The sequence below is a fragment of the Clostridium sp. L2-50 genome, assembly GCF_000154245.1.
Taxonomy (GTDB): domain Bacteria; phylum Bacillota; class Clostridia; order Lachnospirales; family Lachnospiraceae; genus Coprococcus.
The window spans coordinates 443912-469125 of record NZ_DS480312.1; the positions used below are offsets into that span (position 1 = coordinate 443912).

Annotated in this window: 31 protein-coding genes and 1 pseudogene; all 32 read right to left on the reverse strand. The window is 46.0% G+C overall.

All coding sequences use genetic code 11. The features are described from left to right. Positions 1–64 precede the first annotated feature (64 nt). The 32 genes and pseudogenes from CLOL250_RS02255 to CLOL250_RS02425 all read right to left on the reverse strand — a co-directional run bounded on the left by CLOL250_RS02255 (position 65) and on the right by CLOL250_RS02425 (position 25212). A complete protein-coding gene (locus tag CLOL250_RS02255; RefSeq protein WP_002593804.1) occupies positions 65–664 on the reverse strand; it encodes a hypothetical protein in 600 nt (199 codons plus the stop codon). Next, positions 661–921, reverse strand: coding sequence for a hypothetical protein (locus CLOL250_RS02260; protein ID WP_038292378.1), 261 nt, complete (start codon positions 919–921; stop codon positions 661–663). The genes CLOL250_RS02255 and CLOL250_RS02260 overlap by 4 nt, the downstream gene beginning before the upstream one ends. Positions 922–989: 68 nt before the next feature. Then, positions 990–1340: a hypothetical protein gene (locus tag CLOL250_RS02265; RefSeq protein WP_008400380.1), complete on the reverse strand. Its 351-nt coding sequence runs from the start codon at positions 1338–1340 to the stop codon at positions 990–992. Positions 1341–1450: 110 nt separating this feature from the next. Beyond that, a complete protein-coding gene (locus tag CLOL250_RS02270; RefSeq protein WP_008400381.1) occupies positions 1451–3172 on the reverse strand; it encodes a DNA cytosine methyltransferase in 1722 nt (573 codons plus the stop codon). Beyond that, complete coding sequence (locus tag CLOL250_RS02275) at positions 3169–3543, reverse strand: DUF7768 domain-containing protein (RefSeq protein ID WP_008400384.1); 375 nt, start codon at positions 3541–3543, stop codon at positions 3169–3171. Before CLOL250_RS02275 ends, CLOL250_RS02270 begins: the two co-directional genes overlap by 4 nt. Positions 3544–3558: 15 nt before the next feature. Further along, positions 3559–4461, reverse strand: a complete 903-nt coding sequence (locus CLOL250_RS02280) for a conjugal transfer protein TrbL family protein (RefSeq protein WP_008400385.1) — start codon at positions 4459–4461, stop codon at positions 3559–3561. 17 nt (positions 4462–4478) lie between these two features. Then, positions 4479–5498 carry a DUF4259 domain-containing protein gene (locus CLOL250_RS14305; RefSeq protein ID WP_008400386.1) on the reverse strand — a complete coding sequence of 340 codons (1020 nt, stop codon included), beginning with the start codon at positions 5496–5498 and terminating at the stop codon, positions 4479–4481. A 10-nt stretch (positions 5499–5508) separates the two neighbouring features. After that, on the reverse strand, positions 5509–5841 hold the full coding sequence (locus CLOL250_RS02295; protein WP_008400387.1) for a DUF3852 domain-containing protein: 333 nt from the start codon (positions 5839–5841) through the stop codon (positions 5509–5511). A gap of 16 nt (positions 5842–5857) precedes the next feature. Then, a complete protein-coding gene (locus CLOL250_RS02300) occupies positions 5858–6328 on the reverse strand; it encodes a hypothetical protein (RefSeq protein ID WP_008400388.1) in 471 nt (156 codons plus the stop codon). A gap of 8 nt (positions 6329–6336) precedes the next feature. Then, a complete protein-coding gene (locus tag CLOL250_RS02305) occupies positions 6337–8040 on the reverse strand; it encodes a hypothetical protein (protein WP_044944801.1) in 1704 nt (567 codons plus the stop codon). A gap of 96 nt (positions 8041–8136) precedes the next feature. Further along, positions 8137–8745: a DUF6550 family protein gene (locus CLOL250_RS02310; protein ID WP_008400391.1), complete on the reverse strand. Its 609-nt coding sequence runs from the start codon at positions 8743–8745 to the stop codon at positions 8137–8139. Between the two features lie 74 nt (positions 8746–8819). Then, positions 8820–9365 (reverse strand): hypothetical protein, encoded by a 546-nt coding sequence (locus CLOL250_RS02315; protein WP_008400392.1) that lies wholly within the window; start codon positions 9363–9365, stop codon positions 8820–8822. Positions 9366–9387: 22 nt separating this feature from the next. Continuing rightward, the gene (locus CLOL250_RS02320; protein ID WP_008400393.1) at positions 9388–9798 is read right to left on the reverse strand and encodes a DUF4320 family protein; all 411 of its coding nucleotides are present in this window, start codon (positions 9796–9798) and stop codon (positions 9388–9390) included. Between the two features lie 17 nt (positions 9799–9815). Next, complete coding sequence (locus tag CLOL250_RS02325; RefSeq protein WP_008400394.1) at positions 9816–10688, reverse strand: secretion protein F; 873 nt, start codon at positions 10686–10688, stop codon at positions 9816–9818. A 2-nt stretch (positions 10689–10690) separates the two neighbouring features. After that, positions 10691–11620, reverse strand: coding sequence for a type II secretion system F family protein (locus tag CLOL250_RS02330; RefSeq protein ID WP_008400395.1), 930 nt, complete (start codon positions 11618–11620; stop codon positions 10691–10693). Next, positions 11617–13263, reverse strand: coding sequence for an ATPase, T2SS/T4P/T4SS family (locus tag CLOL250_RS02335; RefSeq protein ID WP_008400396.1), 1647 nt, complete (start codon positions 13261–13263; stop codon positions 11617–11619). The genes CLOL250_RS02330 and CLOL250_RS02335 overlap by 4 nt, the downstream gene beginning before the upstream one ends. Further along, positions 13257–14069, reverse strand: coding sequence for an AAA family ATPase (locus CLOL250_RS02340; RefSeq protein ID WP_008400397.1), 813 nt, complete (start codon positions 14067–14069; stop codon positions 13257–13259). Before CLOL250_RS02340 ends, CLOL250_RS02335 begins: the two co-directional genes overlap by 7 nt. 3 nt (positions 14070–14072) lie before the next feature. Further along, entirely contained in the window at positions 14073–14933 is an 861-nt protein-coding gene (cpaB, locus tag CLOL250_RS02345) for a Flp pilus assembly protein CpaB (RefSeq protein WP_008400399.1), read from the reverse strand. Between the two features lie 149 nt (positions 14934–15082). Then, positions 15083–15541, reverse strand: coding sequence for a prepilin peptidase (locus CLOL250_RS02350; protein ID WP_008400400.1), 459 nt, complete (start codon positions 15539–15541; stop codon positions 15083–15085). Between the two features lies 1 nt (position 15542). Continuing rightward, on the reverse strand, positions 15543–15740 hold the full coding sequence (locus CLOL250_RS02355; RefSeq protein WP_333491461.1) for a DUF6133 family protein: 198 nt from the start codon (positions 15738–15740) through the stop codon (positions 15543–15545). 90 nt (positions 15741–15830) lie between these two features. Next, positions 15831–16157 carry a SpoVG family protein gene (locus CLOL250_RS02360; RefSeq protein WP_002593823.1) on the reverse strand — a complete coding sequence of 109 codons (327 nt, stop codon included), beginning with the start codon at positions 16155–16157 and terminating at the stop codon, positions 15831–15833. An 87-nt stretch (positions 16158–16244) separates the two neighbouring features. Then, entirely contained in the window at positions 16245–16805 is a 561-nt protein-coding gene (locus CLOL250_RS02365; protein WP_008400404.1) for a YodL domain-containing protein, read from the reverse strand. 16 nt (positions 16806–16821) lie between these two features. Next, positions 16822–17382, reverse strand: coding sequence for a hypothetical protein (locus tag CLOL250_RS02370; protein ID WP_008400406.1), 561 nt, complete (start codon positions 17380–17382; stop codon positions 16822–16824). A 4-nt stretch (positions 17383–17386) separates the two neighbouring features. Then, positions 17387–17665 (reverse strand): AbrB/MazE/SpoVT family DNA-binding domain-containing protein, encoded by a 279-nt coding sequence (locus CLOL250_RS02375; protein ID WP_002593826.1) that lies wholly within the window; start codon positions 17663–17665, stop codon positions 17387–17389. Further along, positions 17662–17922 carry a hypothetical protein gene (locus CLOL250_RS02380; protein ID WP_008400407.1) on the reverse strand — a complete coding sequence of 87 codons (261 nt, stop codon included), beginning with the start codon at positions 17920–17922 and terminating at the stop codon, positions 17662–17664. The genes CLOL250_RS02375 and CLOL250_RS02380 overlap by 4 nt, the downstream gene beginning before the upstream one ends. Next, entirely contained in the window at positions 17919–18899 is a 981-nt protein-coding gene (locus CLOL250_RS02385; RefSeq protein ID WP_084770634.1) for a DNA adenine methylase, read from the reverse strand. The genes CLOL250_RS02380 and CLOL250_RS02385 overlap by 4 nt, the downstream gene beginning before the upstream one ends. 50 nt (positions 18900–18949) lie before the next feature. After that, positions 18950–19942: pseudogene (locus CLOL250_RS02395) on the reverse strand (DUF5688 family protein). Between the two features lie 72 nt (positions 19943–20014). Further along, entirely contained in the window at positions 20015–21688 is a 1674-nt protein-coding gene (locus CLOL250_RS02400; protein ID WP_008400411.1) for an antirestriction protein ArdA, read from the reverse strand. Beyond that, complete coding sequence (locus CLOL250_RS02405) at positions 21675–22238, reverse strand: hypothetical protein (RefSeq protein WP_118482084.1); 564 nt, start codon at positions 22236–22238, stop codon at positions 21675–21677. The genes CLOL250_RS02400 and CLOL250_RS02405 overlap by 14 nt, the downstream gene beginning before the upstream one ends. Further along, a complete protein-coding gene (locus tag CLOL250_RS02410) occupies positions 22207–22863 on the reverse strand; it encodes a hypothetical protein (protein WP_008400413.1) in 657 nt (218 codons plus the stop codon). The genes CLOL250_RS02405 and CLOL250_RS02410 overlap by 32 nt, the downstream gene beginning before the upstream one ends. 32 nt (positions 22864–22895) lie before the next feature. Continuing rightward, a complete protein-coding gene (locus CLOL250_RS02415; RefSeq protein ID WP_008400414.1) occupies positions 22896–23162 on the reverse strand; it encodes a hypothetical protein in 267 nt (88 codons plus the stop codon). 745 nt (positions 23163–23907) lie between these two features. After that, positions 23908–25212, reverse strand: a complete 1305-nt coding sequence (locus tag CLOL250_RS02425) for a type II secretion system F family protein (RefSeq protein ID WP_008400416.1) — start codon at positions 25210–25212, stop codon at positions 23908–23910. Positions 25213–25214: the final 2 nt, after the last annotated feature.

The window sequence follows — 25214 nt, forward strand, 5'->3', positions numbered from 1 at the left end:
CGCACATTATCTTCCCTGTCATCAACTGCTGTTCTTCCTTTTTTCAAGTCATCTCCTCCTCACTCTAAATCTCTGGTATGATCCACCGCTCCCCGTCAAAGTCTTCAAACTTCTCTGTGGTCACGTTCTGCTCATAGTAAACAGCCAGGATACGTTTGATATCCTCTTTATCTGCCCGTTTAACAGAAAAACTCTGTTCCTTCAGGGATTTTTCAATCCTGGAAAGGTACGGAAAAATATCCGATTCCTTTTCATCTTTTAACCGCAGCATAATCAGAAATTCACGGGCTGTCGCCATCTGCACCTGAATCCGGTCCAGATGGGTCTGATCCTGTTCCAAAAGACGGCGTATGACTGGATTCTCTTCCTGCTCCATCTGACTTTTCAGAAACCGCTTGTTGTCTTCAAAGCTTTCCCTGCTGTTTAGACACAGCATCTCAATCTCTGCCACTCCTTTTAGTACAGTCATAAGAGCATAGATTCTTGCCCCGACACTAGATTCGGACAAAACAGAAATATTCGTTGGTTTTACAATAAAATACACCAGCTCCCCCTGTCCGTAGGTCACCAGACTGTAGTCTGTAATCTCCTTTGCACCAATGAACTGCCGTGTGGAGAGGCGCTTCTCTGCCTCTTTTTTCGCTTTTCGTTTCTCCCTGCTCATTCATACCTCCACTCAAAAAATTGCTGACGCATAAAAAAATACGCACAGGCATACCGGATAAAATCCAGAATGCTGGTATCTTCAAAGCGGATCGTCAGAAATCCATATACCCCTGTCAGAACACAAGGGAACATAAATCCCGCCTGCGTAGCTGCTAAAATGGAGACCAATCCGCAAATACCAAGAATCCCAATGTCCCGAAGCTGCCATAACCAAAGTGTTGCTTTTGATTTCAAATGGTCCGGATAAATATACAACCGATCACCTCCAAATAATAACCGCCGGCATGATGAAGCTCTGCCGGCGGTATGTTCGATCCTTCCTCTTATTCAGTTTCCTCAAGTTCTGCCTTTCCCTCTGTCTCCTGCATCTCTCCAGATACTACATGTTCTTCCTGCGAAAGTACATCTTCAATCAGTCCGATCACAAATTCTTTCTGGCTCTGTCCTGTCTTTTTGAGGTATTTTTTTAACCTCTGAAAAAACTCCTCTGATACCTGAAATGCCAGTGTCCTGGTTCCGTTTGCCATCTCTCTTTCTCCCTTCTCAAAGTGGTCTTTTAGAATCCGTTCCATATACTCGTTCAGCTTGATTCCCCATTCTTCCTGTTCTTCCCGAACTTTCTTATGCAGGGATTCTGGAATCATGGCGCATAAATTTTTCTTACGCTCTTCCATTTGACTCTCCTTTCCTCGTTTTTACAAACCAAGTATATCCATAAAGAGATGAGATAGCTATGACGATACCCAACAAAGATTGCCTGAAAACGGAAGCAGAACTACCAATCTTATGGTTCTTTCTCCTCCTTCATCTTGCGCAAAAAATAAGCGATACCACGGAGAACAAAATCCACACACGGTATCGCTACGCTATTTCCAAGAGCTTTATAACGGGCACTGTCCGAGGCACCAGGGATATCTGTCCAGTGATCCGGAAAACCCTGCAACCGTTCACACTCCAAAGGCGTCAGTCTCCGGATCAGTTTCCGGTTCTCAACAATACATTTATCTTCGCTGACATATTGATTATTAATCCCCTTATGATCTGTATATCCAATGGTTCCTACCGTATTCTGATACGGCTCACACACCAGATCCGTAGCATCCTTATGCTGTCTGGCACTCTGAGTCGCTGTTACCCGATTTTGCAGAAATTCATCACTTCTCTGGCGGCTGAACACTGCATGACGGTCTGCGCTCGTAAGAGTATAGGATATATCCGGCTGGCATCCCAGACCATTTCCTCCATTTTGTACTTCCCGATCAATGATATTTCCGGCAATACAATAACTCTCCGGCATATCTGAAACCAGTGGGACATTGTTTCCTCCTGTTCCATACCGGGCTGACATGGTAGGGGCCACCTCATGCGGACCTGTATATCTGGCATCAATCCCGTGATTCTCAAACAGAATCTGGTAATTGTTCCCGCCGGTTTCTGCCTCCTCTGTAAGGGCTAGATCCGGAGTTTCCTCTGCCCCAGCACTCCCCTGCTGGATGCCCATCACCAAAGGCGGATGACCACTCATCCCTGCCCGCAGGGTTGCTGTTACATCGACCGAAACATCCATACGCTCTCCTCCTTGGTCATTGAGGCACAGACACTCTTCTTTTTCTGCACTTTCAAACTTCCTCATCCCCCCTGCCACAAAGGTCTGCATCTGCAAATTGGTCGTTGCCATCAAAGCTCCGGATATTCCATTAAGGTTGATTGTTTCTTCCCTCTGATCAATATGAACCGCAAAAATATCCACCTGTTTTTCCTCTGCTACTCTACTCCCGCCTGAATCCGCAGAGCTGTTTCCAGCTGCGGCGGTAACTCCTTTCCCCTGATCTTGGCCCTCCGCAGGATCCCCAGGCAGGCGTTCCTGCTCAAATAATATCTTTGGTGCGGTGAGTCCTCCAAAATCTGCGACAAGGAAGATTCTACGGCGGCGCTGGGCGACTCCCCAGTATTGAGCATCCAAGACTCTCCAAGCCAGGCTGAATTGATCTCCCAAAATGGCAGCCCCAGCAGATTCCCAGCGCCCGGTGTCAGGTCGAGGCACATGACAGGTACTGTCCTTGATATGGACAATCTCCTCGATGACCGCCCGGAAATCTTCTCCATTTGCGGAACTGAATGCTCCAGGGACATTTTCCCAAACGAGGTATCGAGGTCGAATAAAGTCATCTGATACCCCTCGTCTTTCATCCTCTGCTCTCATCTCCTTTACTATGCGTACCTGGTCCATAAACAGACCGGAGCGCTCCCCTGCCAATCCTTTCCGTAATCCGGCTACTGACAAATCCTGACAGGGGCTGCCTCCGCAGATTACATCCACAGGCGGCAATTTTGCTCCATCCAGTTTTGTAATGTCCCCTACATGGATCATATCTGGAAACCGGAGTTTGGTTACCCTCATGGGAAACGGTTCTATCTCACTGGCCCATACCGGTACACCTCCACAGTGAACTGCCGCCAAAGGGAATCCTCCAATCCCGTCAAACAGACTCCCCAGTGTCATCATCCGCCCATCTCCATTCCCTTTTGTATCGGTACTTCACATAGTTCCCATCCAATCTCCTGTTCGCTGACCCGTCTAAGCGGAATCTGAAGCTGCCTTGCTGCACGGATTTCCTGCTCCATTCCTGAAGACAGTTCACTTCCACACACCCAGACTTCCTCACACACCTTCAAAATCCGAAGCCCCATATCTGTTCCCAGCTTCCTCTCTTCTGGGACTCCATCATCCAGCATCTGCGGATATAACAGATGGGAGGCAATTGGCGTAACCCCCTGGTTCATGGCATAACGACAGGCTGCCTTTGCAAATGCTACATTCCGCTCAACATCTCCAGAATACGGAGATGCAATATACACCAGTTTGTTGTGTTCCATCCTTCACCGTCCTCTCTACTTAGAAACCACTTGCACAACCGTCCTTGTTAGGTTCATAGCTCCCTGCGCTGCATAGACTGCTCCCATCACATTTGCTTTGGTTCCCGTTTCCAACCCAAACTGCCCCGCAATCCGAGGAATCTCACCTGCCGATAACATAAGTCCCAGACCAAGCAGTGCCTGATCCTTAACGACCATCAGACCTGCGATCAGGACCGTCGCCTGTAAAAATGCGGTCAGGCACAGACCGATTACCTGCTTGCACCAGCCAACAAATCCATCAATATATCCCCTTGGCACACTGAATAAATAAAGGCTCCCTACTGCAATCTGGATCAGCAGGATCCCGCCCCGTTTTAAGTTCGCAAAGAACACTTTGATTACCGCATAACCCATGAGGATCAGGAGAAAAATCATAAAAATCGGGCTGCTGATACTTCCGATTCCACCAAAAACTCCAGATGTGGCAGCTTCTTGCCAGGTAGCAGCATCCTGAAGAGACTGCACAATCCCTGCCGCAACTGTCCCAATATCTTCTCCCAATCCTGTAATACCGGCTGTAAAACTCCCCTGAAGTGAAATACTGAGCTTATAAAGTTCCACTGGAACAGTCGTAAAAAGGCTGGCTGCCAGGAATCCTTTGATTACATTCAGGGCAGTATCGCGTATGCTTCCCCTGCCATTCTGATATTCAATTCCGCATTCAAAGGCTGCCACTACGATTCCCGTCACATAAAGTGCCCATGCCAGATAATAAAAAAGAAGCACAACAGACTGTACCCAGCTCATTTCAAACAGTTCAGCCCCCATGCTTCCCATCTGCATGAAAAAATCCCCCAGAAATCCAACAATCTGACCATACAGCCAGTCAATGATCTGTCCCAGAACCGTGTCTGCAACAAAATCCCAGATAAACAAGTTTTAACCACCTCCCCTTAACACATCTTCTGTCCCATTTGCATAGTTTCCTCCGGTTCCTGAAACACTTGCAGATAGGTTTTTATCGCTTCGCTGAGTACTTTATAATCCTCTTTTCCGGGCTGATATACATACCAGCCGATCTCCTTTCCATAGGACCAGATGTGGGGATTTACCCCGTCGCGAAAATTGGGATTAGTCGTTTTTTTCAGCCCCCACACATCTCCAAATTTCACAACCATGCTGTCGATCATTCCTTCATTCCGATTCAAAAGGGTCACTTTCAATCGGTCATAATGATCCGCAACCATGCCTGTCTGAAAGTTGATTTTGACACGGATCTGATCCGTCAGCCTTCCATAACAACAATTCCCGACAAACCTTGGTTCTGAAAAGTTCGCTCCCGTTCCAAATAATTTTTTAAGTTCTCTCTCAAAAAACGTCATGCTTTCCTCCTCCGACCTATGTGGGTTCTCACGTTCTTCCCCTTCTTTCTTTCCTGCCATTTTTCCTGGTTCCACCTTCTGGCAAACGCTTCCTGTCCATAATGCAACTGTTTCTCCCTCTCTTGTAAGCAGTTCATCCATCCTTCCAATCAGTCTTTCCATATGCGCCTGCCAGTGCTTCCAATCCCGTTCCTGAAACCAACCGCCCCACAAAACTCCCGACTTCTCCTGCTCTTTTGCACATTTACGGCTGTAAAAAAGAGTTTCCGACAGATATTCCCTTACCCACTGAAGGGATTCTTTTGATGCTGTAAAAGAAGACAGGGAGGAAAACTTTTTATCCCCCCTGATTCCATCCAGTGCAGAAAAATCCTTCTCCTGGAATTTTACAATTAGTTCTGCCACTGCCATTGGGCTTGTATGAGACACCCCTTCTGACACTTCCGGAGGGGCATTCCAAGAATCTGCCCTCAACCAGTCAATCATCTGCTGAAGCTTCACATCTCCTTGTTCCGGAAGATGGTTCCGTATAAGACCAATGGCATCCAGCCCAGTATCAGACTCAAACGCAGTAATTCCCCAACATCCCATGACATCCCTCCTAAATTCCGAGAATCTGCCAGATATAAAGCGGTGCAGTTAGGGTAAATACCAGACAGGCAAACAGAATTGCAGGTGCTGCCCATTCAAACTGTCCGTGCTTCCGATAATCAAAGTATGCCGTTCCCAGTTTTCCAAAAAAGAACACGGCAAGGATCAGATCTATAGCGGGAAATACAACATGATCGACAACTGTTTTAATCTGTTGGGATGCCGTCTGCCAAGTTCCCTCAATCGCACCGGCTACATCGCCCGATGCATATACCGGAACGCAGAACAAAACTACCAGTACGAATACCATGCACATAACTGCTGAAATTTTCTTTGTTCTCATTTATTTTTCCTTTCTACTAAGATTGTGTGAGTTTCAGCCCCATTCTTTGCTGTCTTTCAAGAAGAGGAGCCAATTCGATAATATCCGGATGTTCCTGAAACTTTAGATCTCCCCGAAAGCCAACTTTTAAACTGCTAAACCGCTTTGCCTCCTCCTGCAAAGAAGTAGGTGCATCTAGTGGAAGTTCCTGATTCCACCGAACCCATTCCCCATTTTGAAAACGTGGCTGCAATCTCAAAATCACATAGGATTCCGGAACAAATACAGGATAATACCTTAATACTCCTCCAACTCCATAGTAAGGCTTCCCTTCCATCATCACTGTCTTTTGCATTAATTCCAGTGTATCCTCTAAAGATGTACAAAACCAGCACTCCTTATCACCCATCCTTCGTATCCTGCCATCCCGCAGAATATCTTCCAAATGGTCACGGGTTGTGTAATGATACAAAAATCCCTTTGGTTTCTCCGTCTGTTGATATGACATACTTCCTCCTACTCTGGTTTCTGTGGTGCGATATGCCAGTCACTCCACAAGTTCCCATCAATGGTAATAGAATCATTCAGATTCATGGAGAGCATTCCAGCCGGTGTCCAGCAATCCAGCAGCCAAGTATATGGCGTATAACTTCCGTCCGGATACCAAATTGGTGTAAAATGCGTTCTCCTCTCATAGGTACTGTAACCATTTTTCTTAAACTCATGGGTCATATCATAGCCGACATTCATCCGCTCCAAAAGCCTCCAAAACCTCTCATACTGAAATTCCGGAAAATAAGTCACCGCATTCTGCGCAGATGTCACTGCAGAACTCTGATTGGTGCTGACATGAGTTGTTACCTTTTCCTGGAATCCATAACCGGATTTCATCGTCCTTCCCGTAGCAGTAGGGGACTTTTCATCGGTTGTAATTCTCATATCTGCAGTCAGGCTTGCGGAATATCGGTCCAGATCAAACTCCCACCAGCCATGGTCACACCAGTACCCGTCATCATCCTCATCCCCGCTGTGCCATACCCAGTATTCCCTCCACCATGGTCTCCACACACCCCAGGATGCAGAGGTTACTTCTGCATTGGAAGGAACCGAAGGTCTTGTAAACTCGTCATTCCGGTCATCCGCATTGGGATCTGGCGGTGGATTTTCATCCAGATCCACAACCTTGATGTGAAGAGTTCCTTTACTTGTTCCTCCTCCGCCCCGCACACGGACGGTCATCGTCATAGTCTGAGGCTGCTCCGGTGTTGTCCAGCGGATCCAAGCCAGCTGACTGTCGCCAGACGGATAATATACCTCCCCTACCTCATAGCTTCTTCCCCCTACGGAAAATGTTACGGATACCGGATGATCCGGATCACTCTGCCCGCCGCTTACCTCTACTGCCGTAATCACTTCCGTATTCGTCCGATATTCATAATCATAAGTCGTGATTTCCGGTTCTTCTGGAGGCACATCCCGGAACCGTACAATACCAAGACCCAAGGAACTCTTTATTTCACTGTTGGAACGGACTCCCGATGTCGGACCGCCCCAGGCCGGATATCCCAGATCTGGTGTTTCCAAAAACATGGAAAGCGGCAGGTTCTGAAATGCCACTGTTGGAAGGACAGTACGAAGCCCACCACTTAACATCTCATCATAGAGCGCTGCCTCTGTTGCTGTAACCGCAATCAGGGTTCCCTGAAATTTAAGGAAACTGATCGGCTCCAATAAGAGCCTATACTCCCCTCCCACCAGTGTGTCAAAGTCCATTCCGGTTAGTCCGGCAATGCTACGCACCACCTGTTCATCTGTAAAATAGCTTTTTATCTGCTCAATATTAGCTTGCCCCAAGCTTTTCGAGCTGATGATCCTTGGTAGGGGCTGTGCCGGATTCACATACTCATACGGATTGGTGTCGATCATCAGGGCACTTCCTTTGGTATATGACATTTTACTGACTTTCCCAAAGGAGTAGGTAATATTGGGATGCTTATTTGTTAAGTCAATCGGTCTTGTTACCGGATCATGGCTCTCTGCCCGGATTACGGTAACCCGCACTCCTTCATTTCCCGGTGACCAGGAATTCTGGATGGTCCCCTGTCCCATACTTCCGCCACCTCCATCCAGGTTCCCGTCCCCTACCGCATAAACCTGGATGGAGAGTATCAAAGACAGTAAGATTGAGACTGTAAAAAACACATATTTCTTCTGTTTCAAGTATCCTCCTTTCCAACCACGGGAAGCCTTGTTTCCTTCCCTGGTTTCTGGGAAAAGAAAAAACACCACATTGATGCGGTGCTTCCTCTTTCTGTCTTAATCCATAATGCCAATCTTATTCCCGTTTTCATACATATCTTCTGCTGCAGTTCCAGAGCCTCCTCCTCCATGATTTTCTACCCAGCCGAATCCTGGAACATAGATCTGGTTCCCGGAAGTATCTCCTGCCTGCGGCTGTTCCGGATCTGCTACCGGTTCGGACGGTTTTTCTACCGCTTCATGATCCACCGGAACCGGAGGGGTATCCTGCTTTGTACCATCCGGTTTTTGTGTTGGATCTGTCAGGATCTCCTTGCTTGGCGGTTCTGGTTTGGTTGGTTTCGGTTGGATACTCTGCGTTGTCTGATCAGTCTGTGGCGCCCGACTGTCCACCGCCTGAGTGTCTGTTTCCTGATTTTCTCCGATTCCCTGATGAATCACAAGGCTCTCTTCTTCTCTGGACACTACTTTACTTTCCTCTTCCTTCTTTTCAAAATCTCCAGGATCTACAATCAATTCTGTTTCCGTTTCCCCTGTTCCTGGCAGAACATCTTTACCTGACGGTTTCGAACCAAACTGCATTCCTATGGCAGCGATCAGGCCGATTCCTATGAGCACGCCACCCAAAATTGCCAGATTCTTTTTCATCTTCTCTGTCAGTTTCATAATTCTGCTCCTCCTTTATCCTGTTTTGTTATGCACAACATACTATACAATCCTCTCAAAGTCCAGGTCATTCCCTAGAACACCTCTGTATATCCAGCCTGTACCTTCAATGTGATCCACATGGATGGAAGAATCCGGCCGCCAAACCGAACCGGAACCTCCAGTCTAACAATAGCATCTGCCTCAAACCGCTGCGCATGGGCTGGATCTGATGGGGCCAGAGGTGCATTCCGAAGCGTCACTTGCAGGCTGTCTATGGCAAACTCCATTGCAGTTCCAGTATCCGCATACTTTATATGCCTGCCGCCAGACAATCGGGTCCCTATGGTTTCATCCAGATAATCATAAATGTCCCCTTCATTCAGATCTTCTTCCCAACTTCCCTCTCCAAAAGGAACATAACTGCCAGAATATCCCTCCCTGACTCCATGATACACACCTGCATAATTATCATTGACTGTGGAGATGACAGCATCCTCCACGGCTTCCCGCACACCTGCCGCAATAATTTGAAGCCGGAAATACTCACTAATCCCACACATCAGAATAATCAACGAAAGAACAATCCCGATGGTCATGGGAAATGAGGAGGCTCGCCTGTCTCTCAGTATCTCTTTCATCCGTTTCCGCAATCCCTCCACCTCATTTCCAGTAAACTTCTGATTTTCCAGCTTCCTGTGCGCGAAGCGTAACCGGAAAAGAAGCAAACTCGCCAAACAGACCGATATTTGTATCCATCGTCAGGGTAACGGTAACCTCTTCATTTAACTGGATTCTTCCATGACTGGACCATAAAATGTCCGGATAAAGCCCTGTTTTTTCTGACAGCACAGCGGCACGGCGGCTTGTCTCTGTACCTACGCGCCCGCTTACCTCTGCTTCACGCACCAGTTCTGTAGCGAAGGTATCCAACTGCTGTTTCTGAATAAAAATCGGAAGCACACGCATGGCAAGGGCAAGCACCATGACCGCACACAAAACCAACACGATCACATCCACATATCCTTCGCCCCGTCTTTCTGACAGTGCTCTCCATAAACGATGACTCCTCATCCTCTCCTCCTTCCTGTCTAAAACATTCCTCCGAGGCTCTCCAATGCCACATAGCAGATAATCGCCAGGTAAGTCAGCAGAAAACATACCAGCATGACAAAGGAAAAAACACGGATCTTAGGAGGGATTTTCTGTGCCTGTGCTTTTAATCTCTGCAGTTCGATCTGCTTAAAATCATGAGCCAGCATCTGAAAATACACTGTGCTGTCATCCCCTCGAAGGACACCAATCAATCCACGTACCACATCGGACAGCATGGGCGAGTTCAGTCTTGCCTCGAATCGTGTCAGCGCCGCTTCATAATTGGAGGAACGCATATCCGCCAGAAGAATATCTAACTCTCCAGTCAGCGCTGGTCCCGCATTCCCCTTGAACCGCTCCAACATACCGATCACATTACGGCTTGCTTTCAGTTCCTGTTCCATAGTCGCCACCATTCTCGGAAGCTCCCCCTCTATCTCTTCCCGCTTTGCCTTTAAGGTTTCATCCGCTTTCTGATTTTCCTTAAAGTAAAGAAGTAAGGCCAGCACAACCACGACAGGAACTAGAAGTGGAAAAAGAAATATGCAGGGAATCGCTCCCAAAAGAACTGCGCCTGATTTTACCAGAGCATACGCCTGATACACTTCCGGGGTCATATTCATTCCACTGGCTTTTAACACATTCTGCATCCTGCTTCTCTTATATGCATCCATCCGGATGAAACCAGACAGTCGCACTGCTAGGATCATAAAATAAGTTTCCAATGTCTTTGCCGCTTTCCGCTCCTGTTTTACCGTACCCAGCATGGCCTTCGCCGCACCCATGGTAGGTAACTTTAGAACAGACGCAGTTAAAAAGAAAAGTCCCAGAGCTAAAAACAGCCCGAATAAAAACAACAAGCCTTCCATAGCTACCTCCTGTATTCAATGGGACGGGTCAATTTCACTACAAAGCCAGCGGATATAAAAATAGCCGCTGCAGTAGCAGCCAGAATACACTGTCCCAGTACCGTATGCATCAGTACATCATACCAATCCTGATTCAGCAGATACATAAGAGGAATATTGCCTACTACAAACACAACCATGATCATAAACTCTTTTCTTGGTTCTGCGATCATGTATTCCAGTTCTGCGTTCACGTTCCGCATATCCGACAGCTTTGATACGATGGGCGGCAGTGTAGTCTTTAAGCTCCGGTCATGCTGGCAGTCACTGACCGCATCGCACCACTCCCGAAACACCTCATTATCAATCCTTCCCCGCAAAATCCGAAGGGCGGCCTGAACATCCGGATTTACCATTTTAATCTGGATGAGAAAATCCTGAAATACTCTGGACACTGGAGGATTTAAATATGCTGTATTCTCCTCCACCGCCGTCACAATATCTTCTGTCCTCAGATATGCTGTGGTAATGACCGAAAGCGCCGTTTCCAGTTCTGCAGACACATCCCTTTTATAATGATTGGCAGTCAGTTTCACATACCAGAATGGCAGAAATAAAAAACCCACTGCCATCACCGGAGCCAGGAAAAAATTCCCTAACAAAATGGCAATGGATCCCCCAGCGCAAAACAGTGCCAGAGCAACTGCGCAGATGAAGGAAAACCGGTTCCCCCTGCCCGTCATTTGAAGAATGTTCTGTGCTTCCTTCAGTTCCCTGCGCAAAATCCCTGATTTTTTTCTTCCTGATGATTCCCTGATGTCTTCCCGCAGACTTCGTTTGGGATTCAATAAAAATCCAAACAGGCTGTCCGTAAACTCCACTGGCTTCATTTCCAGCAGTAAAAATACACCCACGATCATTCCTGCACACGCCAATAGCTGAATCGCCGTCATCCGTTCTCCCCCTCTCTATCCTTTTTTACATTCAAAAGTCCTGCCAGCGTTTCCTGCGGCATTCCATTCTCCATCAGCCGTCTTGCCAGACTGTCCGAAATTGGGTTGATTTGTCTATGATGCCCCACAATTACAAACTTTCCATCCTCCACTCTGTTTTCCGTAATCTGATATTGAAACAGCGGACGGTATCGTCTGGTTCCATCTGCCAGAATCTCACACTCCATGATTTCCATTAAACGGCGTTCCTTGTTTTCCAGCTGTTTGCAAAATGCGATGATCGGATAGGCTTCCGTTACAAATCCCATCAAAGTCTCATCGCTCATATCCACAGCACGTTTACACAGGGAAACCATGCGGCGGTAGGTTGCCTCACAGCTCATGGAATGGATGGTTGTCACAACCGCAACACCGGTTCTGGCTGCCTCCTGTGCCGCATTCGCTTCTGGTCCACGCATTTCTCCTACCACAATAATATCCGGATTAAAGCGTAGCGCCATATCAAGAAGTGCAATCTGATCTACTCTCTGCCTCTCATTCTCGCTGTCACGGGTCAAGGTATGAATCACGGAATTGACTACCCTCCCATCCTTTCTGCGTACCAACGCCAGCTCCCTTGAACCATTCTCAATACTGTAAATACGCTTACCGTCCGGAATTGTGGTCAGAAGCCAGCCTAACAGTGTGGTTTTTCCGGAGCTTGTGGCTCCCGCCACACACACAGAGATTCCATACCGGATGCACTCCGATAAAAAATCCAGCATCTGACTGGTTGCCGTTCCTCCCTTTATAAAGTCCTGTTTCTTCATGCTCTGGGGATTCACAATTCGGATCGAAGCTGCCACCCCGACATCCTCATCAACAAGAGGTGTCTTCAGTACAGCAATACGGATATTTTTACTTAAATGTCCCAGAACGCTTGGACTCGCATCATCCAGCACCATTCCAGACACATGCAACATACGCCGAATGACATTGATGGCATGTTCGGGGCTTTCAAAATGCTCTTTCAATTTTTCTGTCACTCCACCAGAATACTGGACCTCCACATCATCCCAGGCATTTACATCGATCTCCTCGATTCCTTCCCCGTAGATGTACTTTGTGAGAAAACCGAACTCTGCCATTTCTGAATAAATCGCATCAATCAGCTCATCCGTGGTTTTTCCCGGTACTTGTATACGGTTATCCTGAATATACTTCCCGGCAAATCGGCGGATCTGTGCTTTTATTTCTTCGTTTCCATCTCCGGTTACCAGATTACTATATTCTTTGGAAAGATACGCCTGTATCTCCTGCAGCACGGACTGAAAGTCACGCCCTTCATCCTCCGATGCAAAAAACAGGTCATGGGTACGGAGAGAACGACCTCCCGTTTTTTGAGTGCGCAGAGGATCCTCTATGTCCTCCTCTTCTGACCAGATATCCTCCTTTCCATGCATCTGTCCTTCACAAGTCTGTTCCGACAGGCTATCATTTTGGAGGTTTTCTTCTGTCTCCTCCCCTCCATCCAAGCCATCCAAAGAAGCCTCCGTTTCCATGATCTCCTCCGGAAGATGTCCAGAATCCTGTCGTGTTTCTTCCCGAACAGCTTCGGGAAAACCCGCAGAAAACGCGGCTTTGCTGCGTCTTTCCCCTAACATCCGAACACCTCCTTTGTGATTGCTTCCATGGTTTTTCTAAACCCTTTACTGTCCTTTAGTACCAGTTCTTTCAGAAGGTTCCCTTCCAGAACCTGTGCCTTTACTTCCTCGGAATGAGGGATCTGGAATGCCACATTGCCGAGCACCCGTTCAATGTGTTCGCTGGCCTCATTGGGATATACATTGCTCGCCACTTTATACTGCTTTTCTGCATCCCACTGACTGTCCTTAAGAAGCGGAAGCTGGCTGGAAAGATAACTGATGGATTTCAGATCACAGTTTACCAGCCGCAGCACTGCATCTGCCTCCATCAAGGCAATGGCCGAAAGAATGTCATTGGCAATACAGCTTCCACAATCAACGATGATATAGGGAGCGATCTTTCTCAAACACTGCAGTAATTCCTCTGCCTGTGGCCGCTCGTAAGGTGGGTATGTGTATTCATTTTCCCCCTTCCTCATTCCAAGGATTGTTAGATGGCGTATTTTTTTATGAGTAATACAGTTATGGCGTACCAACGATTCCGACACATGGGTTGCTGCCAGAACACTCCCCAGAGAATGCTCCTCTTCCAGGTCTCCAGGAGGACAGATACAGGGAAGCATCGGTGTATTCATATCACACAGAAGGAGAGCTACATCCTTCTTCTGCATGGCAAGACGCGCCGCCAGCTTCACTGCTGTCGTGGTTTTACCAGATCCAGGACTTCCCCAGACTGCCAGCATTTGATTCTCATTTTCCGGTTCCCAGTCAGGAGAGCTGTCCCCGGCTCCCCTGCTGAAAATACTGTTTTTTAGAAAATTCAAGGCTTACTCCACCCCGCTTTCCTCTGTTTCGCCCTGTCTGGTTTCCTCCTGCTCCTCTGCTTTGGTTTCCTCTGGCTCCTTATCAGAATGATCCAGTGCCTCGTTTTCTTCCGCTTCTCCTTCCATATCTTCTGGAGGATACAGTTCCGTTAACATCTGGTTTTGCGCTTCCAAAAACTGCCCTGCACTCTTTTCATCCCCGCGATACACCAGAGATAAATGCAGTTTTCCATCTGCCTCCAGTTCTGCCAAAACCATTGACTGCTCTGGTGTTACCAGCAAGGTAACGGTTCCAGGCAGCTCACGATCCGCTCCATCTTCCAGTTCTTCTCCCGTATTTGCGTCATATCCACTGTTTGCAGTCACAGCAATGACCTCCACATACTGAAGTTCCGCAGGAATTACTGTTTTTCCCTGCTTTCTATAATCTGGAGCTATGACTGACACAATATCGCCGCTCTTTAGCTTTCCGGACAATCCATTGGCAAATGCCTTAACCGTAACAGAGATTGCCTGCTTTTCTCCTGTCAGATGATAGAGATAGGCATTTTCTGCCGCCGGCTCTTCTGCAATCTTGGATGTCAGGATGTAATCTCCTGGCGCCAAATCTGCAGATGCAAATGCCCCAACTACAGTATCCGAATGCTTTACTACATCATCCGGCAGGTTATAACTGCCAACCTCTATGGTCTTTACCATGTCAGAAGTAATTTCTTCTCCCACTGAAATTGGTTTTACTACACGGACAATTTCCGTCTTTTCACTCATAGCCTTATTAAACAATGGTGTAACTGCAAAGCAGATGATCAAAGACAGCACGATGCAAAGCACACCAAGTACAGTCCTGTTTTTCAAAAATCGCATTTCATCTCCTCCAACTCTTTTCCTTATTTTGATTCCTTTTTAACCAGTGTTCCACTGACTGCTGTCTTCCTATTTTCTGTTGTGGTATACGATGGCCGCAACCATTGTAAGCGGCACTGCAACACAAACCATGATCCATAATTTCTTCTTCATATCATCCATCCTCCTAATCTCATACAATAAACAGCTGCCGCTCCTCCTGCCAGAAACGGTCCCACAGGAAATGCTTCTTTATCTCGTTTTCCCTTGAACCGATTCCACAGGCAGACCATACAACCATACATCACAAATCCTGTCAGTCCTAAACAGGAAGCAGTCAGGCTTGCCGGAAGTCCCAGTACCAAGCCGGTTGCTCCTGCCAGCTTGATATCACCGCCGCCCATTCCACCTTCCCTCTTGCAAAATAATGCAACTATGAGGTATGGCACTGCCCCTAAAGCTCCAAGCAGCTGTCCGGGGGCAAAGTTCAGAAAGGAAAGCAGGGCAATCCCTGCCTGGAATCGGTCCGGAATAATCCGGTACCGAAGATCCCAGGCAGAAACCGCAATAAGCAGCGAGAAAAAAAGCACTGCCTGTACCGCCTGAAGCAGCGATATCCTGATCTCCATATCAACCGCTATAGTCAAACATTTCCTGCACCCTGCGTACCAGTGTAGGAAGTACGGTATCATTAAACAGTGCATAAAGACCTGCCAGAAGCAGTGCTCCCAGCACAACTGCGATCAGGATCTTAATGGCTGTGTCCACATATCCCTCACCGGATGTATCCTGAAGCTTGTTTTTTACATTCCACATATGCATAACCATTGCATTTCGATAATTTACCAGCTGTCTTTTAATATTCTTCATTTGATCTCCTCCATTGATTTTCTGTTTTTGTTCTCTGTACCCCTTAAATCAGACCATGTTCTGCCCTGGATTTTGAGGGGGTGCTGTCTGTAAGGTAGATGCCTGTGCCATGGACAGTGCCTCTCCATAAGCTCCCAATACCGCCTGTTTCAGCTCGTTGCGGAATTCCTCCGTCACAGGAAAACAGATATCCTTGTATCCATCCTGTGTTTTCCGGCTGGGCATAGACATAAAGAGCCCATCCTTACCTCCCTCGACGATTTTGATTCCCCGGACGGCAAAACATCCGGCGATTGTGGCGGATGCATAGGCTCTGATCCCGCCCTGTACTCCTGGTGGATACATAGATGTAATCCGAACGTCTAAATCTGGCATACTGATTCTTCCTCCTTTGTTTTTTTCTGCTCATAAACCGTTCCTTTCTGGATCTATTTCAGTCAAGCAGACAGACAAAACTGCATGCTAAAACTGCATGGTGTGTATGAATTCCTCCGCCAGTTGCGACTCTGTAAAATCAATTCTCTTAAAGTCATAACGATCCACATAAAAAAAGGAACTCCCTGTTTCATCATAGAGTTCCAGCACATCACTAATGGATAGCCCATGACCTGTATAACCGGACGGCGGATGATACCGGAATTTATCATAGAGTTCTTCCAGGTCATTGGTGTCAGATGCCCCTTCATAGACTTTGATATAAAAATCCGGCTTGGGGGAGCCATATTGCTGCTCCATCTGGAAAAGTGCAAGGAACTTCATATGCACATCCACATCTCCTCTCAGTTGCCAGATGCGTACATCTTTTAGCCCCTTTGCCGATTCCATATCTTGCTGGCTATTTGCCAACCGGTCGTAGATCCCGTCCTGCCACTGAATTTTTTGGATATTCCTCTGCTTACGCAGGAAGCTTTCTAATGCTTCATTCTGAAACATGGGATCCACTACTGCACATCCTTCCGTCACACGACCTACCCGGTTCCCATAATACCGGATCACTCCATTTTCAATCTGAATCTGCTTCATTTCCCTTCCCTCATTTCTAAATCATCTCCATCCCCCCGTCCTTCTGTACCTGTTGAAACTGTTCCAGACTCTGCACATCGGGAAAGATCATCCTTCCCTCTAACATTTCCAGTACGGCAAAATCATCCCTGTCGCAGATCAAAATCCGATACTGGTAGTCCTTCTGCATCATTACATAGCTCCATACTTCCTCTGGATTTACCAGCCATACCCCTGACGCATAGCGTCCATCCGGCAGAAAACTGTATCCAGAATATTCAGGGGAATGTCCATGTAAATCCAGCGCCCCAAATGGACGGATCTGGGAGAGCTGGAGTCGTTCCTTTTCCCCCAACAGTTCTGGCCGCAGCACACCAACCACATCCCTGTTCCAGCAGTGCCATGCCTCCCCAGTAGATAGGGAAACCAGATGGGCAATGGAGTGTCTGGGATTTTCTGTTTTCTGGATATTCGTACAGAAAAAAAGCTGCCCTGTGTAATGCTCTGGTAATACCTTTGAGGGAAGAACCACCACCCGGTTCTGGATAGATGCCTCCTTTTCTGTCTGCATACAATCCTTTTCTGTGAATTCCTGCATGATCTTACCCCTCCTTTTTCTGCAGCAGTCTGCTCAGTTCTCCGATTAGATCCAGTCGGAGGCTGTCCGGCATAAACTGAAATGCAGTACGGACATATGCCTCCACTGCCTCCGGAGACTGATCTCCCACCTCGATAACCTCTACCTTCCGAACTGTAATTTTTCCACCCGCCATTCCCAGACAAACAATATCCCCATACTCCAGCTTTGCCGCTTCCCTCATAGATTTTGGAATCAGGACACGTCCCTTTCCATCCACTAAACGATACATCGGTTTACTCATCTGGTCCTTTTCTCCTTTCCCATCAATGCCTCCACTTCATTGGGTTCAATCCCCAGTTCATCGAACACCTTCAGATAAGGTTTGCAAACCGTCTGTACCGGAGCCTCAATACCAATCAGAATCACTCCGGGGACTGTTTCTATCATCAAATCACAATCAAGCGGAATCCCAGCCGTCAGTAACAGTTCACTAGGCACAGAAAGGACACCGTTTTCCTTTTTTTGCACCATTGTTTTTCTCTTGTTTTCTGTTCTCATAGCACCTCTCTTTCCGGACAGATTTCTTCCCGGATCTCATAATGATCCGTTTCTCCATCTCCCCACATTCCAAATAGATCCAGCTGTCTTGGTTTTGACCGCTCCCTCTCACCAGGATCATAATTGGTAATAATGACCTCTGGAAACTCACAACCGCCCTCATACCTCTGAGCCAGGTTATTGATGCGGGTAACAGCTGTAATAAAATATCCTGCATACAGTTCCCGGATGAAATCGCAGTCATTGTAACTGACCATCCACTTCCCCCTGCTCCCTGTCAGAGTGTCTCGGAGCCGTTTGTGATCCTCTTTTCGGAATACCACTGCATAATGACCTTCCGTCTCATAATAGGGCGGATCGCAATAAAAAAAGGCACTATCCCGGTCATACTGCCGAATCAGTGCCTCAAAGTCTTTATTTTCTATTACGGTATCTGCCAGCCTGCGGGATGCCTGCCAAATGGTGTCAAAGCAGTTTCTCACATCAAACGGACGGCAGCCAAAGGACGTGCAGCCACTTCCATAGCTGTACCGAATTAGTTTAAAAAATGCAGCCGCCCGTTTTACATCGGTTACCTCTGCATTTTCCAGCAGGATTTTTTTCACTTCCTCATAATCCGGCGGCATCAGATGCTTCTCTGCCAGCTCCAGCTCCTCAATTAAAAATCGGGTATCCGGTTCCTGCTTTTCAATAAAATTACGGATTACTGTAAATTCATCCCTGCTGTTTAACGGAAGAAATCCGAGTTCCTTAAGGAATGCCCCCGTGCGGTTCTTGACGCAATAAAACAGATTTGCCAAGTTAGAGTTATAATCATTATAAATCTCCATACACCGGTCATCTGGTGGTTTTCCAAATAGTACCCAACCACCTCCGCCAAACACCTCAATGTACCGGTCATAACTTGCAGGAAACATCGTGTAAATCAGGCTGCGGAGTGCTTTCTTTCCGCCAACCCATGAAATAAAACTGTTGATTCTGCATCCCTCCTAACATCCACAATACTCATGAAACATATAACTGAGTCCTACGAAAATACCGGTGACATCCCAGGTTCAAAGTCCAGCTTCTCTGCCTGTTCTACTGCCTTTTCCAGTCTTTGGGCTTCCCTATCAAATCGATAAACTGAATTCCCCAACTTCTCCTGTGGGGTCACGGCTTCCTCATTTACAGCTTCAACCATCGCATTCAGTTCAGTTACGCTTACATTCTCTGTTTCTTTTAGAATAATCGTTTCATGAATCGATGACGGAATCACGATCAAATCTGATCCCAGCTTTTCTGCAATAAGAGACATCACTTCTTCGTCACACATATAAACCGCCCCATTGACCTAATTTGAATTCGTCAGAACATACATCATTGCATTGGGATCCACATCCTCTAAATATTCCAAACTACCTGCTTTTACATCTCCCAGTTCATCAGAATACATTTTTGCCAGCATATCCTGTAAATCCAAAAAACAAGGAGGATTGCTCTGCTTCATGTTTTCCCAGGCATCCTGCTTTAACTGCTCCTCACTGACTCCCAACCACCTCAGCCTGTCATAATTAATAATGGCACTTCCGGCCTTTTCTCCATCCACCAACACATGAAATCCATAAACCAGTGCCAGATCCTCTCGTATTTCATGAGGACAGCTTGCCAGAAAATCTATATTTTCCTGTGCGTTGCGGACATAGACGGTCAGACTCTTCTTTATCGTTTCATAATCCCATTCCCTGCTTGAAATGCCATCTATGCTTATCTCTGCTTCCTGGCACTTCTGATAATCCTGAGCAATTTTCTGCCACACATCCTCCAGTTTCTTTCCATCCTCAAGTTCCTGATAATAGGATTCCAGATATAAAAGCGGAACGGATGTATAGCTTTTAGTGCCTGGAAGGTATACTCCCTGCAATTTGATGTTGTTATTTTTTAACACCTCCATGATTTCCACTTTTCTTTCCTGAAAAGATTCCGGAAAAAATCGTTTTAAATTCTTTTTTGTTAATTTCAAAAATTCTTCATATGTCATTTTCTATTCTCCTTCACACCTCATTCTTATTAGTTTCCTCCATTTGATCATCAAGCACGTTCAACGCTTCCCTTACTGCATTTTCATTCCCTGTTCTGTGTTCTGCTGTGTCTGTATTGGAAAATCTTCATTACGGGTAATCATTCCGTAGGTTGTCTGCACACTTTCCAACAGCCCAAGCTGACGTTCCCCATATCCTTGAAAATCAAATGTAGCAAATGCTGGATCATCAATATTGAACTCCAATTCCCGAAACAGATACCTTGCATACGAAGCCATGGAATACATCTGTGGATCATAGGAATAACAATCCAGGTTTTCCGCAATCCGAAGAGCCTGTTCCAAGCTATCGCATTGCTCTAGTTCCAAAGCTGCCTTGAATTTGCAAAGCGTTCTATCATCAGGAAATTCCTGAAGCTGTCTTGCCAGTTCATTCAATGTCTCAATGTCATCTGTCTGCTTAACGGATAATCCATGCACTGTGCTGATGCTCTCCGTAATGATACAGTCATCAAAAGTTCTCTCGTTTAATCTGTTCAGCGCCCACTGAAACCCCAAATCTGTAGTTGGAAGTTCCAACCAGGTTCCCTGTTCTTCTGGATATTGAGATCCGACCAGGCGAAGAGAAAAAATCCCTCCGGCCACTCCGTCAATATCGGGAAGGTGAATTCCATCATAAATATCTTGATACGAAAGAGCATTCTCAAATACATAACCTTTTGAGGTAAATATGCCCATTTCCTCCTTACGCTGATCCATCCCCACTCTTTGCGGATCCAATAATTCTCTTATATCCACTTCAAGCATATGGATCCACTCTAATCTGTCTTCCTCTAGGTAGAATTCTCCCAGTTTCCTGTCATCTATAATGCCTCGGAGGAATTTAAAGCACTCCAGGTTATAACAAAGATTGAGTAACTCTTTTATCCCAACTAGAACATCTATATTTTCTTCCTGACGCATCTGAATGGCGGCTTCATAAGTTTCTATCTGACTGGAGTCCATATGAGTAACCAGACAAGCTAATACATTGACTTCTTCTAAGGTAACAGACGCTGCCTTTTCCAATATATTCTTAAGAAAAGATGGCCAGTTCCCCAGAAGTTCAATCCGGTAAGGCTCATTTTCATGAATAAAGGCTCTCATCTTTGCATCCTTCAAAAAAGCGGGTTCTGCTGGAAGCCTCAGCTTCGCCCCTTGATAACTCCGCTCTGGGAAATATGCTTCTGAATAAATGGCAACATCCAGGGCTGGTTTTAATGTATGTGCCGTCCCTTTCAAAACCTCTTCCGGACATACAAAGTAATCCAGTCCCTCATTTCCAAGAAAAACCATAAGTTCTCCATCTGGTACCAGGATCCTTGTCTCTTGCATTTCTCTGATAAAGCCTCCAGCAGCAATCATTCCCCATGTTTCTGCTAAACTCTGAACCTCCTCATGTGTCAGTTTATCCTGTGAGTCTGCCTGCAGTACACTCCATAATCTTCCCTCATAAGCTTCCAGATCCAGTGATAGGCTAACCGGCTTATGCAGCCTCTTTGCATTATTAAAGTATGTCATCAATTTCTGATTTCTTTTTCCCAACAATCCTACACCTTCCATATGGTCGCGTATAAAAGACGAATAGTTTTCCATCTCATAAGCGGTCAGATGAATACCTTCCTCTGTACTATTCAGAGAATATATCTCTCCTTCTATGGGGCTGAACAATCGAAGGGTATAAAATTCTCCATCATAATGCTCCAAAAACAATCCCTCCTTTCTGAACGGCTGGTTCCTGCTCTTCTCCTTTCAAACCTTCTTCTGTGGTCAGAAAGAATTCATCTCCACTGTTCCAAAAGCTGACATACAGTTCTCCCTCTGGAATTTTGATTCCCCGCTGTTCAAATCCTTCTCCCCACCCATCACTTTCCTGACCTTCCCAGTACTCCTTTACTGCTTCAATCTCCCTTTCAGAAAGCTGGTTATGACTTTCTACTTCCAGAACTCCCCATAGTTCCCCCCGCCAGACTTCCACGGTAGGCTTCATACTGTAAATTTTTTCTTCTAACTTTGGATCATCCAGATAGACCGCCAGCCCCCTATCTCCTTCTTCCTCAAGATTTTCCTCTGCAATCCGTTTCAGGATCTCCGTCTCATAGCTGCACAACTCAGCTGGAAATACCTCCTCTCCGTATTCCTCCAAATTTCCCCAGTCATCTTTTGTATACATGGTAGCTATCAAAGGACTGAAAAACCGAAGTACAGAACGCTCCGTTGTTTTTTCACTGATGCTGTCCGATTTTACTCCTGTCAATACTTCTTTCCTCCTCTCGTAAAACTCTGCTTCCATGCCTGCGAATCACACAGGCCGTCATAATCCATTCAAATACTCGGTCGCTCACCAACTCTGGATCTGTAAGTTCTGATAAACGAATATGACTGCTTCCCTGATACAGATCCCTTGCCATATGAAACAAAACGTAGCCATCCAAATCAACACCGTGGATATGAATTTTGGAAAAATGAATCCCCTCCTGGTCAATTGCCGCTAAAGCTCTGCTACACAAAAATCGATCTGCGGAAAGAAGATAGACCGCAGAACAGGTCGCTGCTTCTTCAATGGCTCTGTTACACTTCTCTCCCATAGCCAAAAACCGTTCTCTATGACCACTTTGAAAAAAGCACGGATTTCTTCTCCCTGTCAGACGGCACACGCGGCTTACAAAGGTGCTGACAGCCACTTCCTCTGCCAACACCTCCAGAAGCTCATAAAACGGGACACAATCGGTAACACGGCGTTCACACGGGCTTCTCTGATTTTCCAGACAACCAGAAAGGTGACTGATAACCATTCCGCTCCTTCTTGGACGAAATCCTGGTATATGCTGCATTTCCTTTTCCAGCCCAGCATAACGTGTATCACTCATAAATCGAATCATTGTCTCCTACCTCCTCAATATCTCAATTTCTTCTACCCTAATGTCATTCCTCCATATCCTTGTTCTTTTGATTCTAATAATGTTTCAACCGCCTCCTCCCTTGTACGAAACATTCTCCACGGTGAAACTCGATGATAAAGTCCAGTATGACTTCGTACTCCAAAATACCTCCCGTCATAACTCTCTACCGTATATTCGCAGGTACTTTTTTTTGTTTTGTTTGTGATCATCACACAGGTATCTCCCTTATTCCATCCATAAGGAAAGCCCGAATCTTCTTTTAGCTTTTTTTCATCCATTTTCTTCAATTACCACACTCCCCTTTTCTTTGAACTTTTTAACGCCAAAAAGCCAACCATGTTCTAGTAAATAAAACATGATTGGCTCATCTGCTTCTAAATATATAAATACCAGTTATCCCCTTAAATCTTTTTCTCCTTATGATTTATCCACAAGGTTGTCCAGACTTACCTTTTAAGATCACACCTAAAGCGACAATACGAGTACAGATTCCAGATGTTGGCTAATATTGGATAATCTTTTCGATACTTGAACTTTGTTCTATACCTTATATTTTGTCTGGTGCACCAGCAATGAATATCCTTCATCATCATCGAATCTCCCATACCTATACGCTCGCCTAATATATTAATCTTATACTCATCCATCTCTGTTTTCGCAAATAAATAGAACCATACATTATAATATCTGATTCTATACACCTTGCAATCATCACTGTACTTCATACACACTCCTGTTTATACTGTTTCTCTATTTCCACTATTTCCACTGTATCTACATAATATATAGCGTGAATTAGGGGGTAAATATTCCAACTGTGATCAGCAAAATCTCTACAACACCCATTCCACTTTCATCTGTTAAAAAACGTTTTACATTCTTCATAGCTCTCTTAGGTTCCGGTTTATCCGGCACCCTTCCTCCTTCTCTTTTATTTCATTACTTAACTTATTTTTTCGTTTTGAACTTTCTGCCCCGACATTATTTAAAGTCCCGACAATATTGATCCAATTATGGTATTCTTTAAAATCCCATCAGTGCAGGCGCTATCACGATAATCATTACAACGCCCAGCTGTAATATCATAGGAAACAACAGTCGGGTTCCTGCCTCCTCTCCTTTCTTCTTTGCAAGTTCCCGTTTCAACTGAAGTGCTGACAGCTCTTCCTCTGCAAGCATATTCAGGATATCTCTTGTACCTTTTCTGATATTCTGAGAAAGCAGCGTCATCATCTTCAAATAGACCGGAAGCTCCAGTCGATTTCCCAATCTGTAATACCCTTCTGTCTCCGGTATGCCTGATCGGATCTCATTTAATGTATAATTGATCTCCTCCGAAAGGATACGACTATCCGTCATAGTAACGATCTTTAGAAGTGCTCCTTTTACTGTCAGACCCGCTCCCATATACAATGACAACAGATCGACAAATGATGGATATGCCTGCATCAGTTCCTGATTCCGCTTCTGTCCTGCCTTATGCAGATCAGAATATCCTTTGCAAACCAGAAGAACACCAATGCTTACACATAATAAGAACACTATAAATGGCAAAGGAATACTCTTTTTTGTCGTAATAGCATATCCGTCCAACTCAGCCGGAAGCTCTAACTGCCGGCTGTCATTTGACTGAAGCTGCATAAATCGGATCTGCTCTTTCAGCTGATCTATAACCTGTTCCGTCTTCGTCTTTTCTTTCCCGGTTATACGAATCGGATACTGCCTTACCGCCTGAAAATCCTCATACGATAACGTCGCCGTCAGATTGACCAGAACCGGCTCCGGATAATCACCATCCAGAATCGCACCCTTAAAATCCACACAGTCATCACGGTCTATCTCCCACGAAACATCAAGTCCGAGGTCTTCGATCTCATCAATCAGGTTCAGATCCTTCTTCACCTGATCTGCGCTCCCATTTTCTCCCAGATACACTGAATCCAGATATTCAAATCCCGCATCAAATGCCTGCTCTATGCTGTCGGCATCATACATGACTGGAAGCACCGCAACATGAAAATGTTTCTGTTCTCCATCGATCTCTGTCTGCAATTCCATACTGCTCTCATCTCCTCCATATGAGTCGCGATCCAGCACCACCTTTCGTTCCTGACTGAATTCTTTAACCCCTGCGGCAATCATCAGAACCACCATTAAGATCAATATCATAAGAGTTCTGGATATCAGCCCGGTATAATAATCTTCACATATCTGTCCCAGACGTTCTTCTGATACTACATGAACCTTACGCAGACCGGCTCTGACCCTCCTGTGATCCAGATACCTGCCATACCTTTTATATAATCTTCTTACACCCGGTAACTCCATCC

Coding starts and splice junctions, on each gene's coding strand:
- CLOL250_RS02255 (WP_002593804.1), bottom strand. CDS start 664: ATGAGCAGGGAGAAACGAAAAGCGAAAAAAGAGGCAGAGAAGCGCCTC.
- CLOL250_RS02265 (WP_008400380.1), bottom strand. CDS start 1,340: ATGGAAGAGCGTAAGAAAAATTTATGCGCCATGATTCCAGAATCCCTG.
- CLOL250_RS02270 (WP_008400381.1), bottom strand. CDS start 3,172: ATGATGACACTGGGGAGTCTGTTTGACGGGATTGGAGGATTCCCTTTG.
- CLOL250_RS02275 (WP_008400384.1), bottom strand. CDS start 3,543: ATGGAACACAACAAACTGGTGTATATTGCATCTCCGTATTCTGGAGAT.
- CLOL250_RS14305 (WP_008400386.1), bottom strand. CDS start 5,498: ATGGGATGTTGGGGAATTACTGCGTTTGAGTCTGATACTGGGCTGGAT.
- CLOL250_RS02295 (WP_008400387.1), bottom strand. CDS start 5,841: ATGAGAACAAAGAAAATTTCAGCAGTTATGTGCATGGTATTCGTACTG.
- CLOL250_RS02300 (WP_008400388.1), bottom strand. CDS start 6,328: ATGTCATATCAACAGACGGAGAAACCAAAGGGATTTTTGTATCATTAC.
- CLOL250_RS02310 (WP_008400391.1), bottom strand. CDS start 8,745: ATGAAACTGACAGAGAAGATGAAAAAGAATCTGGCAATTTTGGGTGGC.
- CLOL250_RS02315 (WP_008400392.1), bottom strand. CDS start 9,365: ATGAAAGAGATACTGAGAGACAGGCGAGCCTCCTCATTTCCCATGACC.
- CLOL250_RS02320 (WP_008400393.1), bottom strand. CDS start 9,798: ATGAGGAGTCATCGTTTATGGAGAGCACTGTCAGAAAGACGGGGCGAA.
- CLOL250_RS02325 (WP_008400394.1), bottom strand. CDS start 10,688: ATGGAAGGCTTGTTGTTTTTATTCGGGCTGTTTTTAGCTCTGGGACTT.
- CLOL250_RS02330 (WP_008400395.1), bottom strand. CDS start 11,620: ATGACGGCGATTCAGCTATTGGCGTGTGCAGGAATGATCGTGGGTGTA.
- CLOL250_RS02335 (WP_008400396.1), bottom strand. CDS start 13,263: ATGTTAGGGGAAAGACGCAGCAAAGCCGCGTTTTCTGCGGGTTTTCCC.
- cpaB (WP_008400399.1), bottom strand. CDS start 14,933: ATGCGATTTTTGAAAAACAGGACTGTACTTGGTGTGCTTTGCATCGTG.
- CLOL250_RS02350 (WP_008400400.1), bottom strand. CDS start 15,541: ATGGAGATCAGGATATCGCTGCTTCAGGCGGTACAGGCAGTGCTTTTT.
- CLOL250_RS02355 (WP_333491461.1), bottom strand. CDS start 15,740: ATGGTTATGCATATGTGGAATGTAAAAAACAAGCTTCAGGATACATCC.
- CLOL250_RS02360 (WP_002593823.1), bottom strand. CDS start 16,157: ATGCCAGATTTAGACGTTCGGATTACATCTATGTATCCACCAGGAGTA.
- CLOL250_RS02365 (WP_008400404.1), bottom strand. CDS start 16,805: ATGAAGCAGATTCAGATTGAAAATGGAGTGATCCGGTATTATGGGAAC.
- CLOL250_RS02370 (WP_008400406.1), bottom strand. CDS start 17,382: ATGCAGGAATTCACAGAAAAGGATTGTATGCAGACAGAAAAGGAGGCA.
- CLOL250_RS02375 (WP_002593826.1), bottom strand. CDS start 17,665: ATGAGTAAACCGATGTATCGTTTAGTGGATGGAAAGGGACGTGTCCTG.
- CLOL250_RS02380 (WP_008400407.1), bottom strand. CDS start 17,922: ATGAGAACAGAAAACAAGAGAAAAACAATGGTGCAAAAAAAGGAAAAC.
- CLOL250_RS02410 (WP_008400413.1), bottom strand. CDS start 22,863: ATGATTCGATTTATGAGTGATACACGTTATGCTGGGCTGGAAAAGGAA.
- CLOL250_RS02415 (WP_008400414.1), bottom strand. CDS start 23,162: ATGGATGAAAAAAAGCTAAAAGAAGATTCGGGCTTTCCTTATGGATGG.
- CLOL250_RS02425 (WP_008400416.1), bottom strand. CDS start 25,212: ATGGAGTTACCGGGTGTAAGAAGATTATATAAAAGGTATGGCAGGTAT.